The following is a 22,562-nucleotide window of genomic DNA, read 5'->3' as shown; positions in this document are numbered from 1 at the left end:
GGCCGTCACGGCGCCACCGGCCGCTGCCGACGCACCGGCCGTCCCACCGACCGACCACCAGGGGAGAGCGCGGAGCATCGTGTTCGACTTTCTTGATTCCGGGCAGTACGACCTGCTCGGCGCCTTCTGGGTGACGGCGCAGCTCGCCCTCTTTTCGGCGATCGGCTCGCTGATCTGGGGCACGGCCCTGGTCGCCATGCGAGTCAGCCCGGTCCCGCTGATGCGCGCCTTCGGCACCACGTACGTGAACCTCGTCCGCAACACGCCGCTGACCGTGGTCATCGTGGCCTGCTCCTTCGGCCTCAACCAGACCCTCCAGGTCACGCTCGGCGGCGACGACTTCGAGCAGATCGGCTTCCGCCTCGCGATCCTCGGACTCACCGCGTACACGGGCACCTTCGTCTGCGAGGCGCTGCGCTCCGGCATCAACACGGTCCCGGCGGGCCAGGCGGAGGCCGCCCGCGCGCTGGGGATGAACTTCACCCAGGTCCTGACCCTGGTGATCCTCCCCCAGGCGTTCCGCGCGGCGATCACCCCGCTCGCCAACGTGCTCATCGCCCTCACCAAGAACACCACGGTGGCGGCGGCGATCAGCGCCGCCGAGGCCGCGTTCCTGATGAAGGAGATGATCGAGAACGAGGCCGACGCCCTCTTCGCGGTCTTCGGGATCTTCGCCTTCGGCTTCATCGTCCTGACCCTCCCCACCGGCCTGGTCCTCGGCTGGGCGGCCAAGCGACTGGCGGTGAAGCGATGAACTCCGTCCTCTACGACGTCCCCGGCCCCCGGGCCAAGCGGCGCAACGCCCTCTACACGATCGTCTTCCTCGCCGTCCTGGGCCTGGTGGCCTTCTGGGTGCTCTCCGCGATGGCGGACAAGAACCAGCTGGCGGCGGAGAAGTGGAGCCCGTTCGTCACCGACGCCCAGGTGTGGACGACGTACCTGATCCCCGGCCTGACCGAGACGCTGAAGGCCGCCGCGCTCTCCATCCTCATCGCGCTGCCGCTCGGCGCGGCCCTGGGCATCGGCCGGCTCTCCGACCACCGCTGGGTGCGCGTCCCGGTCGGCGCGGTCGTGGAGTTCTTCCGCGCCATCCCGGTGCTGCTGCTGATGATGTTCGCCAGCGCCGTGTACACCGCCTACACGCCCGTCAGCTCCGACTTCCGCCCCCTGTACGCGGTCGTCACCGGCCTGGTGCTCTACAACGCCTCCGTCATCGCCGAGGTCGTCCGCGCCGGCGTCCTCTCGCTCCCCCGGGGCCAGGGCGACGCGGCCGTCGCGCTCGGCATGCGCAAGGGCCAGACCATGCTGTACGTGCTGCTGCCGCAGGCCGTGACGGTCATGCTCCCGGCCCTGGTGAGCCAGCTCGTCGTCATCGTGAAGGACACCGCGCTCGGCGGCGCGCTGCTCGGCTTCAACGAACTGCTCAGCCAGAACCGCCAGATCACCGCCAACTACGGCGCCAACACGATCGCCGCCTTCACCGTCATCGCGCTGATCTACATCGCGGTCAACGCCCTCCTCACCTACCTCGCCGCCCGCCTGGAGAGGCGACTCCGCCAGGGCAGCAAGGCTGCCGCGGTGAAGGACGTGGCCCCGGTCGTGAACGTCGAGGCGGGCGCGGCGGGCACCGGCGGCATCTGACCCCCGGCGACGGACCCGCACGACCACCACCCCGACCGGCCCGGTTTCCCCCCAACTCCGCGCCCGTCCGCTTCCGGCCCCGTCCGGCTCCCCCGGAGCATCCGCTTCCGGTGGAACCGGCGGGGCCGGAGGTTCTGGTGGGACCGGAAGCGGTACGAGGGGCACCCCCGGCCGCCGGAATCGGCCCCGACCTGACAACAGCCGCACCACGCCCACCGCGTCACTTGACGCAAAACACCCTGACTGGGTTGCATACGGTCTGTGATCAAGCACCGGGCTCGTGCCACACTCTGCTGTGCTGCCCCCATGACTTTCCGGCCTTTTGGAGCCGCGCCGTGGACCCGGTGATCATCGTGGGCGCGGGGCCCGTCGGCCTCGCGCTCTCCCTCGCGCTCGCCGCGCAGGGCGTGCCCAGCGTCGTCCTCGACGAGACCTCCGGCAAGGAGGAGCCGCGCCCGGCGCGGACCGTCGTGCTGCGCGCCGACATGGCCGCGCTGGTCGAGCGGCTGGGCTGCGCCACCGTCCGCGACGAAGGGCTGCGCTGGGTCGGCTGGCGCGGGATGCAGCGCCGCCGGCCGACCCGTGAGGTCGCCTTCGACCTGGGACTCGGCGGCACCGAGGAGTGGTCCGAGGACCCCGACTCCCCCGCCGCGCCCGCCGCCCCCCTGCACATCCCGCAGTACGCGCTCGCCCGCGGGCTGCGCGAGGCCATCTCCCGCGAACCGCTCGTCCGCCTCGTCACCGACGCCCGTCTGGACACCCTCGAGCAGGACCCCACCGGGGTCACCGCGCACACCCGCGGCCCGGACGGCACCTGGTGGCGCGGCAGCCACCTCGTCGGCTGCGACGGCGCCCGCTCGACGGTCCGCAAGCTGCTCGGCGTCCGCTTCCCCGGCCGCACCGCGGTCGAGCGGCACGCGGTCGCCGCGCTGCGCACCGAACTCCCCTGGCCCGGCGAGTCCCTGCTGCACCGTCAGCCCCCGTGGCGCGGGTCCGGCGAGGAGATCACCGCGCGCCCGCTGCCCGACGGGGTGTGGCGGATCGACTGGCTGCTGCCCCCGCGCGGCGAACTCGTCACCCCGGACGCCCTGGTGGCCCGGATCCGCGAGACCCTGGCCGGCTGGTGCGAGGGCGGCACTCCCCCGTACGAGCTCCTCGACACCGGCGTCCACACCCTGCACCACCGCCTTGCCCGCCGCTGGCGCGTCGACCGGGTGCTGCTCGCCGGGGACGCGGCCCATCTGCTGGGCGCGATCGGCACCCAGAGCCTCGACGAGGGCCTCCGGGACGTCGACAACCTCGCCTGGAAACTCGCCCTCACCTGGCACCGGACGGCCCCCGACGCCTTGCTCGACAGCTACCAGAGCGAGCGCCGCGCGGCGATCGCGGCCCGGCTGCGCGCCGCCGACCAGGCCCTGCCGGCGCTGCGCGGCGGCGGCGGGCTGCGCAGCTACCTGCCGGGCGCGATGCGGGGCCACGAGGCCCTGCTGACCGACGGGCACCTGGGCCGGGGCCCGCTGGGCGCCTCCCCCGCCTATCCGCACTCGCCGCTCGCCGCGCCCTTCAGCGAGAGCATGGTCCCGGTGGGCACTCCGCTCGGCGCGCCCGTCGAGGACGTCCGGGTGACCGCCCCCGACGACACGACGGTACGGCTCCGGGACCGGCTGGGGCAGGCGCGCTTCCTGGTCCTGCTCGTCGCCCCCGGCTCCGGGGTGTGGGAGCGCAGGCACTGGCGGACGGCCGGCCTGATGCCCCGCCTGGAGGAGGCCGCCGAGGCCCTCCCGGTGGCGGCGGAGGTCCTGGTGACCGACGCCTACCCGGGCGCGCCCGCCCACGCCGTCCTGCTCGTCCGCCCCGACGGCCATCTGGTCGCCGCCTTCGCGGGCGTGCACCCCGAGGAACTCCACGCGGCGGCCGAGGCCGCCCGCGGCAGCGCCCCCGAGGAACCCGCCGACCCCGCGGAGGAGGAGCCTCGGGCCCTTCCCGCGACGGCCGAGGAGGCGCTCTCGATCGAGGTCCCGGCCCCGGCCGAAGCGTCGCCCGCACACGACCGGACGGTGGAAGTCCATTGATTCGCGCGGGCGCGCGTGGTGTACTCCGGAGCGTGACCGACACCGATGTACGCCTGTGGCGGAGGGTCCACATGGACCTGATCCGCTATGCGGGCTGCGTGTGTCGCCCGTCCTTCTGAACTCGCTTCCCTTTCCCCGCGCGTCCGCCCGACCCGCCCCGCCCCGGACCTCCGTCTCCCGGATCTCCGTCCCGTGGGCGTCCTCGGTTCGGCTGCCTCGGCGAACCCGCCGTTCTCCCTTCGTGGCGCGCACCCCAGCGACTCCAGGACGGTCACCCGTGCCCGCGTCTTCTGTCACCTCTTCCCCCTCCCCCGCCTCCCCCGCTCCGGCGGCCGCCGGTCGCCCGACCGCGGCCGAACTGCTCGACTTCGTCCTCCGCACCGCCGCCGACCAGGCCCTCGTCGACTCCCTGCCGCTCGACCCGGAAGGCCGCACCTGGGTGCGCCTGGACGGCCCCGGTGGCAGCGAGGCCTGGCTCATCGGCTGGCCGCCCGGCACCGGCACCGGCTGGCACGACCACGCCGAGTCCGTCGGCGCCTTCGCCACCGCCCGTGGCAGCCTGACCGAGCACGCGCTCGCGGTCCGGCTCCCGGCGGGCGGCTGGAAGACCCTGGAGCTGGCCGAGGACCTCGACCGCTCCCGCCGGCTCGACGCGGGCGACGGCCGCGCCTTCGGCCGCGACCACCTGCACGAGGTGCTGAACGCCTCCCCCGACGCCCACGCGATCTCGGTCCACGCCTACTACCCGCCCCTCCCGCTGATCCGGCGCTTCAGCAGGACGGGCCCCGTGCTCCGCCTGGAGCAGGTCGAGCGCCCGGAGGACTGGCAGTGAGCGACGACCGCATCGGCATCGACGAGCTTCTGGAACGAGTCCGGTCCGGTCTCGACCGGATCGACGCCCGCACCGCGTACGAGGAGTACGCGTCGGGCGCCGCGCTCCTGGTCGACACCCGCTACGCGGCCCTGCGCGAACGGGACGGCCTGGTCCCGGGCGCGCTGGTCGTGGAGCGCAACGAGCTGGAGTGGCGGCTCGACCCCCTGGGCAGCCACCGCTCGCCGCAGGCCACCGGTCACGACCTGCGGGTGGTGGTCTTCTGCAACGAGGGCTACGCCTCCTCGCTGGCGGCGGAATCCCTCCGCCGCCTGGGCCTCCACCGGGCGACCGACCTGATCGGCGGCTTCCAGGCCTGGAAGGCGGCCGGCCTCCCGGTCCTCCTCCCGCCAGGAGAACAGCCCCCTGCCGGGGACCCGACGCCCGCCTCGGAGTCCCACCTCCCCAGCCCGCACCCGACGCCCCCCTCGTAGCCCCCGTCCCCGCCCCTGGGCCCGGGCCCACGTCCGACGGCCGCGCCATGGCCCCGGCGACTCCCGGCCCGCGCCCAGCCAGCACCACACGCGGCGCCCAGCTCGGTGTCCGGTTCGGCACCCCGCTCGCACCCGACTCGGCGTCCTGCTCGTCACCCGGCTCGTCACCTACCGGGCTCGGCATCGGGTCCGGCGGCTGCGAGCGCCGCACCACGGGCGGCCTGGTCCCCCCGGAGGGCTCTAGTAGCCCTCCTCCAGGCCGTCGGTGGACTCGCCCTCCGCTTCCAGGGCCTGGCGGACCACCCTCAGGGCCATGCCCTCGGGGTAGCCCTTGCGGGCGAGCATGCCGGCGAGGCGTCTGAGCCGGCGGTCGCGGTCGAGACCGCGGGTGGCGCGGAGCTTGCGCGCCACCAGCTCGCGCGCGGTGGCCTCCTCCTGCTCGGAGTCCAGCTGCCCGACGGCCTCCTGCACGAGGCCGGGGTCGATGCCCTTGGTGCGCAGCTCGCGTGCGAGGGCCCTGCGGGCGAGGCCCCGCCCGTGGTGGCGGGACTCCACCCAGGCGTCCGCGAAGGCGGCGTCGTCGATGAGGCCGACGTCCTCGAAGCGGGCGAGGACCTCCTCGGCGATGTCGTCGGGGATCTCCCGCTTGCGCAGGGCATCGGCCAGCTGTCTGCGCGTGCGGGGGGTTCCGGTGAGCAGGCGCAGACAGATCGCCCGCGCCCGCTCAGCCGGATCCTGGGGTGACAGCTCCTTCTCGGCCCTCGACGAGTCGGGGCTGTCACCCGGCCATTCGGTGCGACCGGTCACCGGTTCAGCTCTTGGCCGCGGTGGCCTTGGTCGCCTTGACGGTCTTGGCCGCGGTGGCCGGGGCCGCCTTGGCGTCGTCCGCGGCCGCCGGGTCCGCCGCGTCCGCCGCGTCGGTGGTGGCCGGCTCGGCCTTCGCGGCGTCGGGACGGACGCCGACGCCCAGCTTCTCCTTGATCTTCCGCTCGATCTCGTTGGCGAGGTCGGGGTTGTCCTTCAGGAAGTTGCGGGCGTTCTCCTTGCCCTGGCCGAGCTGGTCGCCCTCGTACGTGTACCAGGCACCGGCCTTGCGGACGAAGCCGTGCTCCACGCCCATGTCGATCAGGCCGCCCTCGCGGCTGATGCCCTGGCCGTAGAGGATGTCGAACTCGGCCTGCTTGAACGGGGGCGCGACCTTGTTCTTCACGACCTTGCAGCGGGTGCGGTTGCCGACCGCCTCCGTGCCGTCCTTGAGGGTCTCGATGCGGCGGATGTCGATGCGCACCGAGGCGTAGAACTTGAGCGCGCGGCCACCGGTCGTGGTCTCCGGCGAGCCGAACATCACACCGATCTTCTCGCGGAGCTGGTTGATGAAGATCGCGGTGGTCTTGGACTGGTTGAGGGCGCTGGTGATCTTCCGGAGGGCCTGGCTCATCAGTCGGGCCTGGAGACCCACGTGGGAGTCGCCCATCTCGCCCTCGATCTCCGCGCGCGGGACGAGCGCCGCGACGGAGTCGATGACGATGAGGTCGAGGGCGCCGGAGCGAACCAGCATGTCGACGATCTCGAGGGCCTGCTCGCCGTTGTCCGGCTGGGACAGGATGAGGTTGTCGATGTCGACGCCCAGCTTGCGGGCGTACTCGGGGTCGAGGGCGTGCTCGGCGTCGACGAAGGCGACCTGTCCGCCGGCCTTCTGCGCGTTGGCCACGGCGTGCAGGGTGAGGGTCGTCTTACCGGAGGACTCCGGGCCGTAGATCTCCACGACACGGCCACGCGGCAGACCGCCGACGCCGAGGGCGACGTCGAGGGCGGTCGAACCGGTGGGGATCACCTCGATCGGCTCCTGGGTACGGTCGCCCATGCGCATCACGGCGCCCTTGCCGAATTGGCGTTCAATCTGTGCGAGCGCGGCGTCGAGCGCCTTCTCGCGGTCGGTTCCTGCCATGGGTTCCACCCGGGGTGCTTGAGTCGATCGCTTCATGTGAAAGACGCTAACCCCTGCCACTGACAATGGGCTCCCGCGTCTCTCCGACCTGTGGACAACTCGCCGAGATGTCCGCGATTCCAAGGGCCGGAACCTTCATGAGAATAGATGTTCGATTTTCGTGTCAAGCGCGCCACGCCCGCCCTGTGGACAACGCCCGACCCGCCTGCCGCACCCCCGCTCCCGCGCCTACTCGCCCCTCTCGCCCCACTCCCGGTCGAAGTCCGCCCCCGCCTCGCGGTCGGCGCGGGAGAGGGTCTCGCCGATCATGCGGGTGGCGTAGTCGCGGTCGCCGGCGATCCGGTTGATGTGCTCGGCCAGCAGGAGGGCGGTGGCCTCCAGGGCCGTCATCTCCTCCTTGGTCCACTCCCCGTACTGCCGGCGCCACAGGCTGGGGCTCAGGCCGGTGCCGGCCGCGATCGCGAGGCCGGCCATGGTGGGGATCGCCTCGGGGCGCACGCTCCGGGGCATCATGCGCAGCGTGGCCACGAGGCTGGGGACCACGTACTCGATGACGTCCCGGTCGTGCTCCTCGTGGACCTGCCGCAGCCACTTCATGAAGATGAAGACGAGCGTGCACGCGCCGTCCAGGAGTTCGTTGACCCCCTCCAGGTCCAGGGACGCCGTGAGCTGGTCGAGCAGCTTCTGCTGCTCGGGGTCGGGCCCGGTCTTGCCGTCGTGGACGGCCTTGAGCCGGGAGTCGATCACCATGAGTGCCCCGTCCACGTCACCGGCGGGGGCGTAGCGGGGGTCGCAGGGCGATGGCACGGGCTTCCTCCTCGTAGGACCGCGTCGGCACGGTCAGTCCGTACGGTAGGAGGCTCACCGGACGGCCTCCGGCGGTTCGCCGGAAACGCCCTTCAGACGACTGAACCGGATCCCGCGCGTTGACCGGCCGGGCACCCCCGCGACAGGGCCGCCGGACTACGCTCCGCGCCGTTCCACGGGCAGGAGTCCGGGGCGTTTGGCGACCCGGCCGTCCCCGGAGGACCGGCCGCGCACCCGGCGCGCGATCCAGGGCCCGAGGAAGGATCCGGCCCAGGCGAGTTCGCCGGCGGCGGCGCCCAGGCACGAGGGGACGGGGCGCGGCGGCAGCGGCCGGGTCCAGCCGTCGTCGCTGTCCGGCAGGGCGAGGGCGTCGGCGACGGCGGCCGCGATGCGCGCGTGCCCGAGCGGGGAGGCGTGCAGCCGGTCGGCGCTCCACAGCCGGGGGTCGGTGACCACCTCGTGGTGCGCGGTCTCGGCGACGGTCACGCCGTGCCGCCGGGCGGCCTGCCGGATCCGGTCGTTGAGGGCGTGGACGCGCGGCACGAGCGGCCGGGCCAGCGGGGTGATGCGGCCGACGTCGGGGAAGGTGAGGGTGGCCACGCGGGCGCCCTGGGCGGTCAGGGCGGCGAAGACGGCCTCCAGGTGTCCGGCCGTCTCGTCGGCGTCGAAGCCGGGCCGCAGCAGGTCGTTCACCCCGGCGACGACGGTGGCGAGGTCGGGGCGGAGCGCGAGGGCGGCCGGGAGCTGTCCGGCCCGCACCTCCCCGGCCAGGCGTCCCCGTACGGCGAGGTTGGCGTACCGGACCCCGGGGCCGGTCCGGGCGAGGTGCTCGGCGAGCCGGTCGGCCCAGCCGCGCAGCCCGGTGAGGTCGTCCCCGTCGCCGACGCCCTCGGTCTGGCTGTCACCGAGGGCCACGTACCGCAGATACCCGTGCGCACCCATCCGTCGGCCACCCTCTTCTCCGCCGCACCCACCGAACCTATTCAACTTTTTTAGTATAGGGCGGCCGGGCGGCCCCGGGCCCGCACCCCGCCTATCCTTCGACCCATGCGCCTCCCGCCCCGGACCGCCGACGCCCTGATCGCCGGCCTCGTGCTCCTCCTGGTGACGGTCTGGACGCTGATCTCGGGGTGGCACACGGACGAGTCCGCCCCGCGCGCCGCACTCGGCTGGGCGCTCGTGCTCGTCGGCTGCGGCGCCCTCGTCCTCCGGCGCCGCCGGCCCGTGGCCGTCGCCGTCGTCACCCTCCTCGCGTGCGTGGCCTACTACCCGCTCTCCGCGCAGGACGGGCCGCTCATGATCGCCTTCGCCCTCGCGCTGTACACCACGGCCGCCGAGGGCCGCTTCGCCGCCGCCGTCGCGCTCGCCGCCGTCACGCTCCTCGCGGTGGGCCTCGGCGAGGCCCGCCAGGCGCCGGGCCACCGCCAGATCGACGGGACCGCGCTCGCGATGCTCGCCGGCTGGCTGATCAGCCTGGTCGCGGTCGGCCGGGCCCAGCGCACCCGGAACGCGTACCTCCACGAGGTGGAGCAGCGGGCCCTCGCCGCCGAGCGCGAGCAGGAGGCCCGCGCCCGGCAGAGCGCCACCGAGGAGCGGCTGCGGATCGCCCGCGACCTCCACGACGTCCTCGGCCACACCGTCTCGCTCATCAACGTGCAGTCCGGCGCCGCCCTCCACCGGCTCGCCAAGCGCCCCGACCCCGAGACCGCGCTCACCACCGCCACCGAGGCCCTCACCGCGGTCCGCACCACCAGCAAGGACGCCCTGCGGGAGCTCCGCGCCACCCTCGGGGTGCTGCGCGGCGCCGACGAGGCCGCGCCGACCGCGCCGCCCGCCTCCGGTCTGGCCCTCCTGGGCGACCTCACCGCCCGGGCCCGCGCCGCCGGGCTCGACGTGCGCACCCGCGTCACCGGCACGCCCGTCCCGCTGCCGCCGCCCGTGGACCTCGCCGCGTACCGCATCGTGCAGGAGTCGCTGACGAACGTGACCCGCCACTCCGCCGCCACGACCGTCACCGTCTCCCTGGACTGGGAACCGGTGACCGGCACGGTACGGCTCCGGATCGCGGACGACGGCGGGACGCCCCCCGGCACGACGGCCACGGCCGCCCCGGGCGGGCCCGGAGGCACCGGAAGCGGTGACACCGGCAGCGGCGGGACCGGCATCCGCGGCATGGCCGAGCGGGCCCGCGCCCTCGGCGGCACGCTCGGCGCCGGACCGTCCGGCGGCGGCTTCGTCGTCGACGCCCGCCTCCCCACGACCCTCACCCCGCAGGAAGGGACGCCCTCATGATCCGCGTCGTGCTCGCCGACGACCAGACCCTCGTCCGGGCCGGATTCCGGTCGATCCTCTCCGACGAGGAGGACATCGAGGTCGCCGGCGAGGCGGGGGACGGCGCGACGGCCGTCGCGCTCGCCGCCGAACTCCGCCCGGACGTCGTCCTCATGGACATCCGGATGCCCGTACTCGACGGCCTGGAGGCCACCCGCCGGATCACCGCCGACCCCCGCCTCGACGGCGTGAAGGTCGTCATCCTGACCACCTTCGACGAGGACGAGCACGTGTACGGGGCGCTGCGCGGCGGCGCGTCCGGCTTCCTCGTCAAGGACACCGAGCCGATGGAACTGCTGCACGCGGTACGGGTCGTCGCCCGCGGCGACGCCCTCATCGCCCCCGCGGTGACCCGCCGGCTGATCGCCGAGTTCGCCGGCCGCGCCGACCCGTCCGGCCGCCCCGACCCGGCGCCCCGCCTGGACGCCCTCACCGATCGCGAACGGGAGGTCCTCGGCCTGGTCGGGGCAGGCCTGTCCAACGACGAGATCGCGGGCCGGCTCGTCCTCTCCCCCGCCACCGCCAAGACCCACGTCAGCCGGATCATGACCAAGCTGGAGGTCAGGGACCGGGCGCAACTCGTCGTCCTCGCCTACGAGTCAGGGATGATCACCCCCGGCTGGCTGGCCTGACGGCCCGTGACGCCCGCCCGTCCCGGGGTCGCCCCCTAAGGGCGCGCGCCCACCCCGATCAACTTTCGTGGTACGCGCGGGACCGTGTCGTGCATCCGAAGGTGTACACCACCGGACCGCGACTGTCGCCCCAGGTCAGATGCGCCGCGGGAGGCCGGCGGAGCACGCTTGACGAGTGCATCAGGACGTACTCGATCTCGCGCGGCTGCAGTTCGGCCTCACCGCCGCGGGCCACTTCCTCTTCGTCGCCCTCACGCTGGGTCTCGGAACGATCGTGGCCGTCCTCCAGACCCGCGCCACGCTCTCCCGGCGCCCGGAGGACGCCCGCCAGGTCCGCTTCTGGGGCCAGCTGTACGTGATCAACTACGCGGTCGGCATCGTCACCGGCCTCGTCATGGAGTTCCAGTTCGGCATGGCGTGGAGCGGCCTCACCCACGAAGCCGGCAACATACTCGGCGCCTCCCTGGCCGTGGAGACGCTCGTCGCGTTCTTCGTCGAGTCCACCTTCCTCGGCCTGTGGATCTTCGGCTGGCACCGGCTCGGCCGCTGGGCCCACCTGGCGACGATCTGGGTCGTCGTCCTGACCGCCTACCTCTCCGCGTACTGGATCCTCGTCTCCAACGGCTTCCTCAACCACCCGGTGGGGTACGGCACCGAGGGCGGCGAGCTGGTCCTGACCGACCCGGCCGCGCTGCTCCCGCTCGCCCACGTCCTGGCGGGAGCGCTGCTCACGGCGGGGTTCTTCATGGCGGGCGTCAGCGCCCACCACCTGTTCCGGCGGACCGCGGAGGCGGACTTCTTCCGCCGGAGCCTGCGGACCGGGGTCTTCGTCGCGGCGCCGGCCCTGATGGCGGCGGCGGTCAGCGGCGGGCTCCAGTTCGGCGCCCTCGCCTCCTTCCAGCCGATGAAGGCGGCGGTCTTCCAGGGGCAGGTGGCCGAGATCGCCCGGGTGCAGGCCGAGTTGGCGGCCCGCTTCGGCCCCGGCGACTACATGCCCTCCGAGGGCTGGACCCGGGGCGGCGGCCTCGTGATGCTGATCGCCTTCGGCCTGATGGCCTACCTCTGCCTCGCCGGTGTGATCCTGGCCGCGTTCCGGAAGGCCGTCCTGCGGTTCCGGCTCTGGCACCTGGTCCTGATGGCGTCCGTCCCCCTGCCGTACCTCGCCATGATCGGCGGCTGGGTCTTCCGCGAGTCGGGCCGCCAGCCCTGGGTGGTGTACGGGCTGCTGAGGACGGAGGACGCGGTCTCCGATCTCTCCCCCGGCACGATGCGGCTCTCGCTGGCCGTGTTCGCCACGCTCTTCCTGCTGCTGGCCGTCCTCAACGCCTGGCTGCTCGCCCGGCACGCCCGCCGGGGCCCGGCCGACACGGGCCTCGGCCGGGACGAGCGGACGCGAGGGGAGCCCCTGCCGGCCGCGCCCCCGCCCCACTACTAGGCATTCCGCCGCCGAACCTTCCGTCCCTCCCCTCCCCCTCCCCTCCCTCTCCTCTCCCCTCCCCCTCCCCGTCCTCGCCCCTAGGAGCACCGTGGACACGCTCGCCGTCGCCCTGCTCGCCTGCTGTGCCGTCGGCTGGTCCGTGCTCGCCGGCACGGACATCGGCAGCGGCATGCTGCTGCCCTGGCTGGGCCGCGGGGACGCCGAACGCAGACTCGTCCTCGCCTCCTTCGCCCCCTTCTTCCTGGGGAACGAGGTGTGGCTGGTCGCCACCGCCGGCGTCCTCGTCGGCTGCTTCCCCGCGCTGGAGGGCGAGCTGCTGAGCGCCCAGGCGCCGGTCCTCGTGGCCCTCCTGGCCGGGTGGATCGTGCGGGACGCCGCCCTGTGGTCGCGCGGTCGCGGCCCGGGCCCCCGCTGGCGCGCGGCCTGCGACGCCGCCGTGACGGCCGGCAGCTGGACGGTCGCCCTGTCCTGGGGTCTGCTGCTCGTGGCCCTCCTCACCGGCAGGCCGTACGAGCCCGCCGACGGCCCCGTCGCCCTCGTGGCCGCCCCGGCGGTCGCCGCCCTGTTCGCCGCGCACGGCCTCGGCTTCGCCTCGCTGCGGCTCACCGGCGCCCCGTACCAGCGCGCCCGGCGGCTGGTCGGGCGGGCCGGAAGACCCTGGCATCCGCTCGCCCTCACCGCCGTCCCGCTGGCCGGGCTGCCGCTCTGGGCGGGTGCCTCGCTGCCGCTGGCCGAGCGGGCCGCGGCGCCGGGGACGCTGGCCCTGCTCGTCCCGGCGCTGGCCGTGGTGACCCCGTTGCTCGCCGCGGTCCAGGCCTGGGTCTGGTACGCCTTCCGGGGCCGCGTCACCGGCCCCTCGTACTTGTGAGGCGCGGTACGCGCGTCCGTCAGGCGTCCTCGGCGCCCTGGTTCTCCTTCTTGTGCTGGAGGGCCTTCTGGAGCCGGGCCACGACGGCCTCGCCGTACCGCCGGTGGCCGTGCACCCGCGGGTCGTCCGTGACGTCGTACCGCTTCACGTACGCCCCGAGGAAGGCCTGGAGGGTGGCCACGGCCGGGATGGCGATCAGCGCGCCGACGGCGCCGAGCAGCGCGGTGCCCGCGATCACCGAGCCGAAGGCCACGGCCGGGTGGATGTCGACCGTCTTGGAGGTGAGCTTCGGCTGGAGGACGTAGTTCTCGAACTGCTGGTAGACCACGACGAAGCCGAGCACCCACAGCGCGTACCAGGGGTTCACGGTGAAGGCGATGAGCATCGGCAGGGCACCGGCCAGGTAGGTGCCGATGGTGGGGATGAACTGCGAGACCAGGCCGACCCAGACCGCGAGTGCGGGGGCGTAGGGCACGTCCAGGATCTCGAAGAGCACGAAGTGCGCGACGCCCGAGATGAGGGCCATCAGGCCGCGCGAGTAGAGGTAGCCGCCGGTCTTGTCGACCGCGATCTCCCAGGCGCGCAGCACCTCGGCCTGCCGGGCGGGCGGCAGGACGGAGCAGAGCGCGCGGCGGAAGCGGGGTCCGTCGGCGGCGAAGTAGAAGGCGAAGAGGAAGATCGTCAGCAGCCGGAAGAGCCCGCCGAGCACGGTGGCGGAGACGTCGAGGACACCCGTGGCGCTGTTCTGCACGTACTTCTGCAGCCAGTCCGACTTGAGCACGCTGTCCTGGACCTCGACCCGGGAGAGCTCGGTGTGGAAGGTCTCGTTGATCCAGTTGATGAGCGAGTCGAGGTACTTGGGGAAGTTCTCGACCATGTCGACGATCTGGCCGGCGAGCATCGAGCCGAGCAGGACGACGAAGCCGATGCCCACGGCGAGGACGCCGAAGAAGACGAGGAAGGTGGCGAGTCCCCTGCGCATCCCGCGGGCCGCCATGCGGCCGACGGCCGGCTCGATGGCGAGCGCGAGGAAGAAGGCGAGCAGGATGTTGACGAGCAGGCCGACGAGTTGGTGGAAGGCCCAGTCGCCGAGCAGGAAGCAGGCGTAGAGGGCGAGCGCCAGGACCATCGCGCGGGGCAGCCAGCGGGGCATGCGCGCGCCGGACCCCGCGGCCGTGGCGGGGGCCTCGGCGGGCGGCTGCCCTCCCGAGTCGGCCGCGGGCACGCCCGGTGACGCGCTCGCGTCGGGCGGCCCGCCCGCGGCGACGGCGGGTGTCACGGGTGCCGGGGGGTTCGTGGGCTTCGTGGGTGTCTTCCGGGCGGTCATCTCGGTCTCGTCAGTCGGGGCCACCCCGCAAGTCTCGCGCACCCGGCGGACAATCCGCCCGGGCTCGGTGCGGATCCTCGCAAGACGCCCTTCAGCGCTTCTCGGCGGGGACGTCCATGGCGCCGCAGACCACCCGCCACACGTCCTTCGCCTCCCAGCCGGCGTCCAGCGCCTCGTGGACGGTCCGGCCGCCCAGTTCGGACAGGACGTGGTCGCGCGCGAAGGAGTCGGCGTACCCGGCGCCGAAGTGATCGGCCATCCGTTCCCAGAAAATCGTCAACCGCATGACCCCAGTATCCCGCTCCCAAGAGTGCAGCCCGCCCGCTGGGGCTTGTCACCGCGCGGTTCCGCCCTACGGTCTGAACATGGCCGAAAAACCCCTCTCCTCCCCGCCCTCCCCCACGGCGGCCCCCGGGTCGCCGCTGGCCCGCGCCGAACGGTTCGTCTGGCTGACGGCCCGGGTGCTCGAACAGCGCCGATTCGCCTACCACTTCCTGCGCGGCGGCGCGGACCAGGTGGAGGCGGCCCTGACCGCGTACCTCGACGAGGACGGCGGTTACGGCCACGGGCTCGAACCGGACCTGCGCGGCCCGGTCAGCCAGCCGCTGCACACCGCGCACGCGCTGCGGGTCCTGGACTCCATCGGGCGCTGCGGCGGACTGCGGGTGGAGCGGATCTGCCGCTATCTGACGGCGGTCTCCACGCAGGAGGGGGCGCTGCCGGCGATCCACCCCTCCCAGCGCGACTACCCGTCGGCGCCGTTCGTCCCGGTCGTCGACGACCCGCCGGGCGAGCTGCTGTCGACGGGCCCCGTGGTGGGCGCGCTCCACCGCAACCAGGTCTGGCACGCCTGGCTGTTCCGGGCCACCGAGTTCTGCTGGACGGCGGTGGAGTCGCTGGAGAAGTCCCATCCGTACGAGGTGCAGGCGGCGGTCGCCTTCCTCGACTCGGCACCGGACCGGCCGCGGGCCGAGGCCGCGGCCGACCGGCTCGGACGCCTGGTGCGCGACCAGCGGCTCGCCGTCCTCGACCCGGAGCGCCCGGAGGAGTTCCCGGTGGCCGACGGGTACGCGCCCGGCGAGCACCACTTTCCGCACGACTACGCGCGCGTGCCGGACTCGCTCGCCCGTGGCTGGTTCACCGACGAGGAGCTGTCCCGCTCGCTGGACTTCCTCGCCGCGGAGCAGGGCGAGGACGGCGGCTGGCCGATCCGGTGGCGGGCCTGGGCGCCGGGCTCGGCCCTGGAGTGGCGGCCGATCGTGACGATCGACGCCCTGCGCACCCTCCGTGCCTACGGGCGTCCGCTGGAGGACTGATCCGGGCACCACGCGCGCGTGGGGCCCGGACCGGATTCCGTACGGCTCCGGCCTCAGCCGCCCAGGGCCCGCACCCCCGCCGTCACGACGACGGCGGCGCCCACGACGACCAGGAAGGGAGCGCGCAGGACGAGCGCGAGCGCCGCGGCGGCGACGCCGGCGACACGGGCGTCCAGGACCGGCTCCGTGCCCGTGGCGAAGGTCTGCTGTGCGGTGAGCGCCGCGAGCAGGGCGACGGGCAGCAGGGCGGCGAGCCGCTGGACGAGCGGGCGTTCCAGGGTCTGCGCCGGGACGAGCAGGCCGACCAGCTTGACCAGGTAGCAGCCGGCGACGGTGAGTCCGATCGCGATCCAGACGTGGGTGCCGTTCATCGGGCGGCCTCCTTGTTCCGCGTCCGCCGGCCCTGGAGCCAGAGGACGGCCGGGGCGGCGAGCGCCGACACCAGCACGGGGACGCCGGCCGGGAGCACGGGCAGCAGGCCCAGGCCGAGGACGACGGCGATCCCGGCGGTGGCCCGCTCGGTCGCGGTCCTCAGCATCGGGGCGAGCAGCGCGAGGAAGACGGCGGGACCGGCGGCGTCCAGGCCCCAGGCGGCGGTGTCGCCGATGGCCTCGGCGCCGAGCGCGCCGAGCAGGGTGGTGAGGTTCCACAGGACGTAGAGGGTGAGCCCGGTGACGGTGAAGCCGATCCGGGCGGACCTGCGGTCCGGCTGGGCGAGGGCGACGGCGGTGGTCTCGTCGATGACCCACTGCGCGGCGAACGGCTTCGCGGACCTCGGCAGGGCGAGGAGCTGGGAGAGTCGCAGCCCGTAGAAGGCGTTGCGGGTGCCGAGGAAGAAGGCCCCGGCGGCGGCCGTGAACGGGTTCCCGCCGCCGGCGAGGGCGCCGACGAGGGCGAACTGCGAGGCGCCCGTGAAGACGAGCAGGCTGAGCGCGCAGGTCTGGAGGAGGGTGAGCCCGGCGCCCGCCGAGGTCACTCCGAAGGCGAAACCGGAGAGTCCGACGGCGACGCCGACGCCGAGCGCGTCCCTGACGACGGCGGAGTCCGGTTTGCCCGCGCCACCGGCCGTACCGGCGGGTGAGGTGTCACGTATGTGCCCCGTGGCGGGGTGTGCTGTCTGTTCTGCCACGTCGGAGACGTTACGAGCCCGCCCGCGACCCGTCTTGTACGTTCTTGCGCCCGACACGGCGGAGGTCCACGCCCCGGGAGCGCTGGTAGGCACCCGGCGGGACGCCGACGCTGCGGGTGAAGTGCCGGTTGAGGTGGGGCTGGTCCGTGAAGCCGACGGCGACGGCCGCCTCGGCCGGCGGCGTCCCGGCGTCGAGGAGCCGCCGGGCCCGCCGGACGCGGGCGTCCGTGAGCCAGGTGTGCGGCGGCATGCCGTACTCGGCGCGGAAGGCCCGCAGCAGCGCGAAGGGGCTGGTGCCGAGGTCGGCGGCGAGACGCTCCAGGGTGGGCGGCTCCGCCATCCGCTCCTCCAGGACCTCCCGCGCTCGCGTCGCGTCCCCGGCCCCCGCGCCACGGGGCGTCCGAGGGCTCAGCCGGCCGCCATGGCTGCGCAGCAGCCGGGCGGTGACCAGGCGGAGCAGGCTGTCGGCGGCGAGCGCGTTGCCCTCCTCCGCGGCCCGGTGCACGCCGATGACGAGCTGGGCGGCGTAGGGGTCGTCGACGACGGGCCGGGTGAAGCCGACCGGGGCGCGGACGCCCAGGGCGTCGGCGGCGATGGAGCCGATGAGCTCCGCGTCCGGGTAGATCGTGCGGTAGGTCCAGCCCTCGGGGACGCCCGCGTACCCGGTGTGCGGGGTGTCCGGGTTCACCAGGGCGATCTGCCCGGGACCCGCGTGGACGAGCTCGTTCCCGGAGTGGAAGGACTCGACGCCCTCGGTGATCGCGGCGTAGACGAAGGTCTCGTGGGTGTGGCGGGAGAAGGTCTTCTGGATGTAGTGGGCGTGCAGCAGATCGACCCCCGGCAGCTCGGCGTACTGCCAGTACCGTGCCCGCTCGCCCCTCGCCATGGCTCCATTCTGCGCTCGCGCCGGCCGGGGCGACGACCGGGGCCGCGCCACCCGCCGGGGTGAGGGCGTGCACGGGCCGGGCCGGGTTTTCCACAGGTCACGGCGCTTGTCGGCGGTCGGGTGCACGATGGGGGGCATGGTCACGTCCGCGCTCGAAGACTTCTCCCCGGCCACCCGCGGGTGGTTCACCGGGGCGTTCACCGCGCCCACGGCCGCCCAGGAGGGGGCCTGGCGGGCCATCGGCGCGGGCTCGGACGTGCTCGTCGTGGCCCCGACCGGCTCGGGCAAGACGCTCGCCGCCTTCCTCGCCTCCCTGGACCGGCTGGCGTCCGTGCCCGCCCCGGCCGAACCGAAGAAGCGCTGCCGGGTGCTGTACGTGTCCCCGCTGAAGGCGCTCGCCGTCGACGTGGAGCGCAATCTCCGCTCGCCCCTGACGGGCATCCGCCAGGAGGCCGTGCGCCTCGGGCTGCCCGAGCCGGACGTGCGGGTCGGCATCCGGTCCGGCGACACCCCGGCCGCCGAGCGCCGCGCGCTCGCCACCAGGCCGCCGGACATCCTGATCACCACCCCCGAGTCCCTCTTCCTCATGCTGACCTCGGCCACCCGGGAAGCGCTCTCCGGGGTGGAGACGGTCATCCTGGACGAGGTCCACGCGGTCGCCGGCACCAAGCGCGGCGCGCATCTGGCCCTCACCCTGGAGCGGCTCGACGAGCTGCTGCCCCGCCCCGCCCGCCGGATCGGCCTCTCGGCCACGGTCCGCCCGGTCGACGAGGTCGCGCGCTTCCTCTCCCCCGGCCGCCAGGTGGAGATCGTGCAGCCCCCGTCGGGCAAGGAGTTCGACCTCTCCGTCGTCGTGCCCGTGGAGGACATGGGCGAGCTGGGCGGCTCCCCCGCCTCCGAGGGCAAGGACGGCGGCGACAAGCCGTCGATCTGGCCGCACGTCGAGGAGCGGATCGCCGACCTCGTCCAGGCCCACCGCTCCACGATCGTCTTCGCCAACTCCCGGCGCCTCGCCGAGCGCCTCTGCAACCGCCTCAACGAGATCGCCTACGAGCGGGCCACCGGCCTGCCCGCCCCCGAGGGCGCCCCGCCCGCCGAGATCATGGCCCAGTCGGGCGCCGCGCGGGGCGCGCCGCCGCTGCTCGCCCGCGCCCACCACGGCTCGGTCTCCAAGGAACAGCGTGCCCAGGTCGAGGAGGACCTGAAGGCGGGCCGGCTGCCCGCCGTGGTCGCCACCTCCAGCCTGGAGCTCGGCATCGACATGGGCGCGGTCGACCTCGTCGTCCAGGTCGAGTCGCCGCCCTCGGTGGCCTCCGGCCTCCAGCGCGTGGGCCGCGCGGGCCACCAGGTCGGCGCGGTCTCCACGGGCGTGGTGTTCCCCAAGTACCGCGGCGACCTGGTGCAGGCGGCCGTGGTCACCGAGCGGATGCGCTCGGGCTCCATCGAGTCGCTGCGGATCCCGGCCAACCCTCTGGACGTGCTCGCCCAGCAGCTGGTCGCGATGGTCGCCCTCGACACCTGGCAGGTGGACGACCTGCTCACGGTGGTCCGCCGGGCCGCCCCCTTCGCCTCCCTTCCGGAATCGGCCTTCACCGGCGTGCTGGACATGCTCGCCGGCCGCTATCCCTCGGACGCCTTCGCCGAACTCCGCCCGCGCGTGGTGTGGGACCGGGTGGCGGGGACCGTCACCGGCCGCCCGGGAGCCCAGCGGCTCGCGGTCACCTCCGGCGGCACCATCCCGGACCGGGGCCTGTTCGGGGTGTTCCTCGCCGGGTCGGACCCGAAGAAGGGCGGCGGCCGCGTCGGCGAGCTCGACGAGGAGATGGTGTACGAGTCGCGGGTCGGAGACGTCTTCACCCTGGGCACCACCTCCTGGCGGATCGAGGACATCACCCGCGACCGGGTCCTGGTCTCGCCCGCGCCGGGCGTGCCGGGGCGGCTGCCGTTCTGGAAGGGCGACCAGCTGGGCCGCCCGCTCGAACTGGGACGCGCGGTCGGCGCGTTCCTGCGCGAGCTGGGCGCGCTCGGCGAGGAGGACGCCCGGCTCCGGCTGATCGCGGCGGGCCTGGACTCCTGGGCGGCGGAGAACGTCCTGGCGTATCTGAAGGAGCAGCGCGAGGCCTGCGGCCACGTCCCGGACGACCGCACGATCCTGGTGGAGCGCTTCCGGGACGAGCTGGGCGACTGGCGGGTCGTGGTCCACTCCCCCTTCGGGGCGCAGGTGCACGCGCCGTGGGCGCTGGCACTCGGCGCCCGGCTCGCCGAGCGGTACGGCATGGACGCGCAGGTGATGCACGCGGACGACGGCATCGTGCTGCGCCTGCCCGACGCCGATCTGATGGGCCTCGACATGGGGCTCGACCTGCTGGACCACGAGCCGGTCGACCCCGGCCGCCACCTGGACACGGTGTACGACGCGGACCAGGCGCCGGTGGGCGCGGCGGACGCCGTCTTCGACAAGGGCGAAGTGGCGCAGATCGTCACCGACCAGGTGGGCGGCTCCGCCCTCTTCGCCTCCCGCTTCCGGGAGTGCGCCGCCCGCGCCCTGCTGCTGCCGAAGCGGAATCCGGGGAAGCGCACCCCGCTCTGGCAGCAGCGCCAGCGGGCCGCCCAACTGCTCCAGGTGGCAAGCGAGTTCGGCTCCTTCCCGATCGTCCTGGAGGCCGTCCGCGAATGCCTCCAGGACGTCTTCGACGTCCCCGGCCTCACCGAGCTGATGGGCGACATCGAGGCCCGCCGGGTCCGCCTCGTCGAGGTCACCACCCCCGAGCCGTCCCCCTTCGCCCGCTCCCTGCTCTTCGGCTACGTGGCGCAGTTCCTGTACGAGGGCGACTCCCCGCTCGCCGAGCGCCGGGCGGCCGCGCTCTCCCTGGACTCGCGGCTCCTCGCGGAGCTCCTCGGCCAGGCGGAGCTGCGCGAGCTGCTCGACCCGGAGGTGCTCACCGAGCTGGAGCGGGAGCTCCAGTGGCTCACCGAGGACCGGCGGATCAAGGACGTCGAGGGCGTGGCGGACCTGCTGCGGGTCCTCGGCCCGCTGACCGACGCCGAGCTGGCCGCGCGCGGCGCCGAGGAGGGCTGGGCGCGGGAGCTGGCCCACTCCCGGCGCGCGATCGCGGTGCGGATCGCGGGCACCGAGCACTGGGCGGCGATCGAGGACGCAGGCCGGCTGCGGGACGCCCTCGGCACCGCGCTGCCGGTCGGCGTCCCCGAGGCCTTCACCGAGCCGGTCAAGGACCCGCTCGGCGACCTCCTCGCCCGGTACGCGCGCACCCACGGCCCCTTCACCTCCTCCCAGGCCGCCGCCCGCTTCGGCCTCGGCGCCGCCGTCACCGACGGCGCCCTCCAGCGGCTCGCCGCGTCCGGACGGGTCGTCCAGGGCGAGTTCCATCCCTCGGGCATCGGCCAGGAGTGGTGCGACGCCACCGTCCTGCGCCGGCTGCGCCGTCGCTCCCTCGCGGCGCTGCGGCACGAGCTGGAGCCGGTGCCCCCGGCCGCCCTGGCGACCTTCCTGCCCCAGTGGCAGCACCTGGGCGGCGGAGGCCTGCGCGGGATCGACGGCCTGGCCCGGGCGATCGAGCAGCTCCAGGGCGCGCCCGTGCCCGCGTCGGCCCTGGAGAAGCTGGTCCTGCCGTCCCGGGTCAGGGACTACTCTCCGGCGATGCTCGACGAGCTGACCACCACCGGCGAGGTGGTCTGGGCCGGGGCGGGCTCCCTGCCCGGCAAGGACGGCTGGGTCTCGCTCTACCTCGCCGACGCCGCCCCGCTGCTGCTGCCCCCGCCGCACCCGCTGGAGCCCACCGCGCTCCACGAGTCGGTCCTCACGGCCCTGACCGGCGGTTACGGCCTCTTCTTCCGCCAGATCGCCGACCAGGTCCGGATCACCACCCATCCGGACGCCACCGACCCCCAGATCGCCGACGCCCTGTGGGACCTGGCCTGGTCGGGCCGGCTCACCAACGACACGCTGGCGCCGCTGCGCTCCCTCCTCGGCTCGGGCCGCACCGCCGGTTCGACCGCCCACCGGGCCCGGCGCACGGTGCCGCGCGGGCGGTACGGCACGCTGGGCGCCACCCGTCCGGCCTCCCGCTCGGGCCCGCCGACGGTCTCCGGCCGCTGGGCGCTGCTGCCGCCCGCCGAGCCCGAGCCGACGCACCGGGCCCACGCGCTGGCCCGCACCCTCCTGGACCGGCACGGGGTGGTGACCCGCGGCGCCGTCGCCGCCGAGGGCGTCGAGGGCGGCTTCTCCGCGGTCTACCGGATCCTGTCCGCCTTCGAGGACAGCGGCCAGGCCCGGCGCGGCTATGTCGTGGAGGGGCTGGGCGCGGCCCAGTTCGCGATGGACGGGGCCGTGGACCGGCTGCGGGCGGCGGCGACCGCCCGGGACCGGGGCGCCGAGGCGGCCGCGGGCCCGCGGGCCGTGGTGCTGGCCGCCGCCGACCCGGCGAACGCGTACGGGGCGGCCCTGCCGTGGCCGGAGCCCCCGACCGGCGCGGGCCACAAACCCGGCCGGAAGGCGGGAGCCTTGGTGGTCCTGGTGGACGGCGAGCTGACCCTGTACGTGGAGCGCGGCGGCAAGACGGTGCTGTCCTGGCCGACGGAGCCGGACGCCCCGACCCTGGCCGCGGCGGCCGGCGCCCTGGCCGAGGCCGCCCGGGCGGGCGCCCTGGGCACGGTCACGGTCGAGCGGATCAACGGCGCGACGGCCCTGACCTCACCCCTGGCCCGCCCCCTGGAGGCCGCCGGCTTCCTGGCCACCCCCCGAGGCCTCCGCCTCAGACCCTGACGAAGCCCGAAGCACGAAGCACGAAGCACGAGGCCCGAAGACCGAAGACCCGACGCCCCGAAGCCCTCCCCACGCTTTC

The 22,562-nt window shown here is 74.4% G+C and carries 20 protein-coding genes and 1 pseudogene; 12 read left to right on the top strand and 9 right to left on the bottom strand.

What is annotated here, in order from left to right:
- Positions 1–79: 79 nt before the first annotated feature.
- The 6 genes and pseudogenes from AB0E19_RS33170 to AB0E19_RS33145 form a co-directional block, all read left to right on the top strand.
- Positions 80–754 carry an amino acid ABC transporter permease gene (locus AB0E19_RS33170; protein ID WP_362186919.1) on the top strand — a complete coding sequence of 225 codons (675 nt, stop codon included), beginning with the start codon at positions 80–82 and terminating at the stop codon, positions 752–754.
- The gene (locus AB0E19_RS33165) at positions 751–1,641 is read left to right on the top strand and encodes an amino acid ABC transporter permease (RefSeq protein ID WP_362186916.1); all 891 of its coding nucleotides are present in this window, start codon (positions 751–753) and stop codon (positions 1,639–1,641) included. Before AB0E19_RS33170 ends, AB0E19_RS33165 begins: the two co-directional genes overlap by 4 nt.
- A gap of 335 nt (positions 1,642–1,976) precedes the next feature.
- Positions 1,977–3,713 carry an FAD-dependent monooxygenase gene (locus AB0E19_RS33160; RefSeq protein ID WP_362186913.1) on the top strand — a complete coding sequence of 579 codons (1,737 nt, stop codon included), beginning with the start codon at positions 1,977–1,979 and terminating at the stop codon, positions 3,711–3,713.
- Positions 3,714–3,745: 32 nt separating this feature from the next.
- Positions 3,746–3,832, top strand: coding sequence for a putative leader peptide (locus AB0E19_RS33155; RefSeq protein WP_346768519.1), 87 nt, complete (start codon positions 3,746–3,748; stop codon positions 3,830–3,832).
- A gap of 239 nt (positions 3,833–4,071) precedes the next feature.
- A complete protein-coding gene (locus AB0E19_RS33150; protein ID WP_362186975.1) occupies positions 4,072–4,545 on the top strand; it encodes a cysteine dioxygenase in 474 nt (157 codons plus the stop codon).
- Positions 4,542–4,925 (top strand): annotated as a pseudogene (locus AB0E19_RS33145) (rhodanese-like domain-containing protein); the annotation flags it as partial. The gene AB0E19_RS33150 and the pseudogene AB0E19_RS33145, both read left to right, overlap by 4 nt.
- Positions 4,926–5,258: 333 nt before the next feature.
- Here AB0E19_RS33145 and recX read toward each other — a convergent pair.
- The 4 genes from recX to AB0E19_RS33125 all read right to left on the bottom strand — a co-directional run bounded on the left by recX (position 5,259) and on the right by AB0E19_RS33125 (position 8,715).
- Positions 5,259–5,825, bottom strand: coding sequence for a recombination regulator RecX (recX, locus tag AB0E19_RS33140; protein WP_360608315.1), 567 nt, complete (start codon positions 5,823–5,825; stop codon positions 5,259–5,261).
- 4 nt (positions 5,826–5,829) lie between these two features.
- Positions 5,830–6,966, bottom strand: a complete 1,137-nt coding sequence (gene recA / locus AB0E19_RS33135) for a recombinase RecA (RefSeq protein WP_362186909.1) — start codon at positions 6,964–6,966, stop codon at positions 5,830–5,832.
- 228 nt (positions 6,967–7,194) lie between these two features.
- Complete coding sequence (locus AB0E19_RS33130) at positions 7,195–7,773, bottom strand: hypothetical protein (protein ID WP_362186906.1); 579 nt, start codon at positions 7,771–7,773, stop codon at positions 7,195–7,197.
- A gap of 156 nt (positions 7,774–7,929) precedes the next feature.
- Positions 7,930–8,715: an SGNH/GDSL hydrolase family protein gene (locus AB0E19_RS33125; RefSeq protein WP_362186903.1), complete on the bottom strand. Its 786-nt coding sequence runs from the start codon at positions 8,713–8,715 to the stop codon at positions 7,930–7,932.
- A gap of 105 nt (positions 8,716–8,820) precedes the next feature.
- On the opposite strand from AB0E19_RS33125, the gene AB0E19_RS33120 reads away from it, so the two are divergent.
- From AB0E19_RS33120 to AB0E19_RS33105, 4 genes are all read left to right on the top strand, one after another.
- The gene (locus tag AB0E19_RS33120; RefSeq protein WP_362186900.1) at positions 8,821–10,065 is read left to right on the top strand and encodes a histidine kinase; all 1,245 of its coding nucleotides are present in this window, start codon (positions 8,821–8,823) and stop codon (positions 10,063–10,065) included.
- Entirely contained in the window at positions 10,062–10,736 is a 675-nt protein-coding gene (locus tag AB0E19_RS33115) for a response regulator transcription factor (RefSeq protein WP_362186897.1), read from the top strand. Before AB0E19_RS33120 ends, AB0E19_RS33115 begins: the two co-directional genes overlap by 4 nt.
- Before the next feature lie 175 nt (positions 10,737–10,911).
- The gene (locus AB0E19_RS33110) at positions 10,912–12,171 is read left to right on the top strand and encodes a cytochrome ubiquinol oxidase subunit I (protein WP_362186894.1); all 1,260 of its coding nucleotides are present in this window, start codon (positions 10,912–10,914) and stop codon (positions 12,169–12,171) included.
- 91 nt (positions 12,172–12,262) lie between these two features.
- Positions 12,263–13,042 carry a cytochrome d ubiquinol oxidase subunit II gene (locus AB0E19_RS33105; protein WP_362186891.1) on the top strand — a complete coding sequence of 260 codons (780 nt, stop codon included), beginning with the start codon at positions 12,263–12,265 and terminating at the stop codon, positions 13,040–13,042.
- A gap of 19 nt (positions 13,043–13,061) precedes the next feature.
- On the opposite strand, the gene AB0E19_RS33100 is transcribed toward AB0E19_RS33105, so the two are convergent.
- Both AB0E19_RS33100 and AB0E19_RS33095 read right to left on the bottom strand, forming a co-directional pair.
- Positions 13,062–14,393 (bottom strand): AI-2E family transporter, encoded by a 1,332-nt coding sequence (locus tag AB0E19_RS33100; RefSeq protein ID WP_362186888.1) that lies wholly within the window; start codon positions 14,391–14,393, stop codon positions 13,062–13,064.
- Positions 14,394–14,460: 67 nt separating this feature from the next.
- Positions 14,461–14,655: a DUF3046 domain-containing protein gene (locus AB0E19_RS33095; protein WP_189952904.1), complete on the bottom strand. Its 195-nt coding sequence runs from the start codon at positions 14,653–14,655 to the stop codon at positions 14,461–14,463.
- A 79-nt stretch (positions 14,656–14,734) separates the two neighbouring features.
- On the opposite strand from AB0E19_RS33095, the gene AB0E19_RS33090 reads away from it, so the two are divergent.
- On the top strand, positions 14,735–15,685 hold the full coding sequence (locus AB0E19_RS33090; RefSeq protein ID WP_362186884.1) for a hypothetical protein: 951 nt from the start codon (positions 14,735–14,737) through the stop codon (positions 15,683–15,685).
- A gap of 53 nt (positions 15,686–15,738) precedes the next feature.
- On the opposite strand, the gene AB0E19_RS33085 is transcribed toward AB0E19_RS33090, so the two are convergent.
- Genes AB0E19_RS33085 through AB0E19_RS33075 form a run of 3 tightly spaced genes read right to left on the bottom strand, consistent with a single transcriptional unit; the run spans position 15,739 to position 17,700 of the window.
- Positions 15,739–16,056: an AzlD domain-containing protein gene (locus tag AB0E19_RS33085; RefSeq protein ID WP_169094208.1), complete on the bottom strand. Its 318-nt coding sequence runs from the start codon at positions 16,054–16,056 to the stop codon at positions 15,739–15,741.
- Complete coding sequence (locus tag AB0E19_RS33080) at positions 16,053–16,778, bottom strand: AzlC family ABC transporter permease (protein WP_362186973.1); 726 nt, start codon at positions 16,776–16,778, stop codon at positions 16,053–16,055. The genes AB0E19_RS33085 and AB0E19_RS33080 overlap by 4 nt, the downstream gene beginning before the upstream one ends.
- A 46-nt stretch (positions 16,779–16,824) precedes the next feature.
- Positions 16,825–17,700 (bottom strand): AraC family transcriptional regulator, encoded by an 876-nt coding sequence (locus AB0E19_RS33075; protein WP_362186880.1) that lies wholly within the window; start codon positions 17,698–17,700, stop codon positions 16,825–16,827.
- A 136-nt stretch (positions 17,701–17,836) separates the two neighbouring features.
- Between AB0E19_RS33075 and AB0E19_RS33070 the strand changes: the two genes are divergently transcribed.
- The gene (locus AB0E19_RS33070) at positions 17,837–22,483 is read left to right on the top strand and encodes a DEAD/DEAH box helicase (protein WP_362186877.1); all 4,647 of its coding nucleotides are present in this window, start codon (positions 17,837–17,839) and stop codon (positions 22,481–22,483) included.
- Positions 22,484–22,562 lie beyond the last annotated feature (79 nt).

The organism is Streptomyces sp. NPDC047974 (genome assembly GCF_040653375.1).
Classification (GTDB): Bacteria; Actinomycetota; Actinomycetes; order Streptomycetales; family Streptomycetaceae; genus Streptomyces.
The sequence above is the reverse complement of the archived record's forward strand: the minus strand, read 5'-3'. Positions and strand labels throughout refer to the sequence as shown.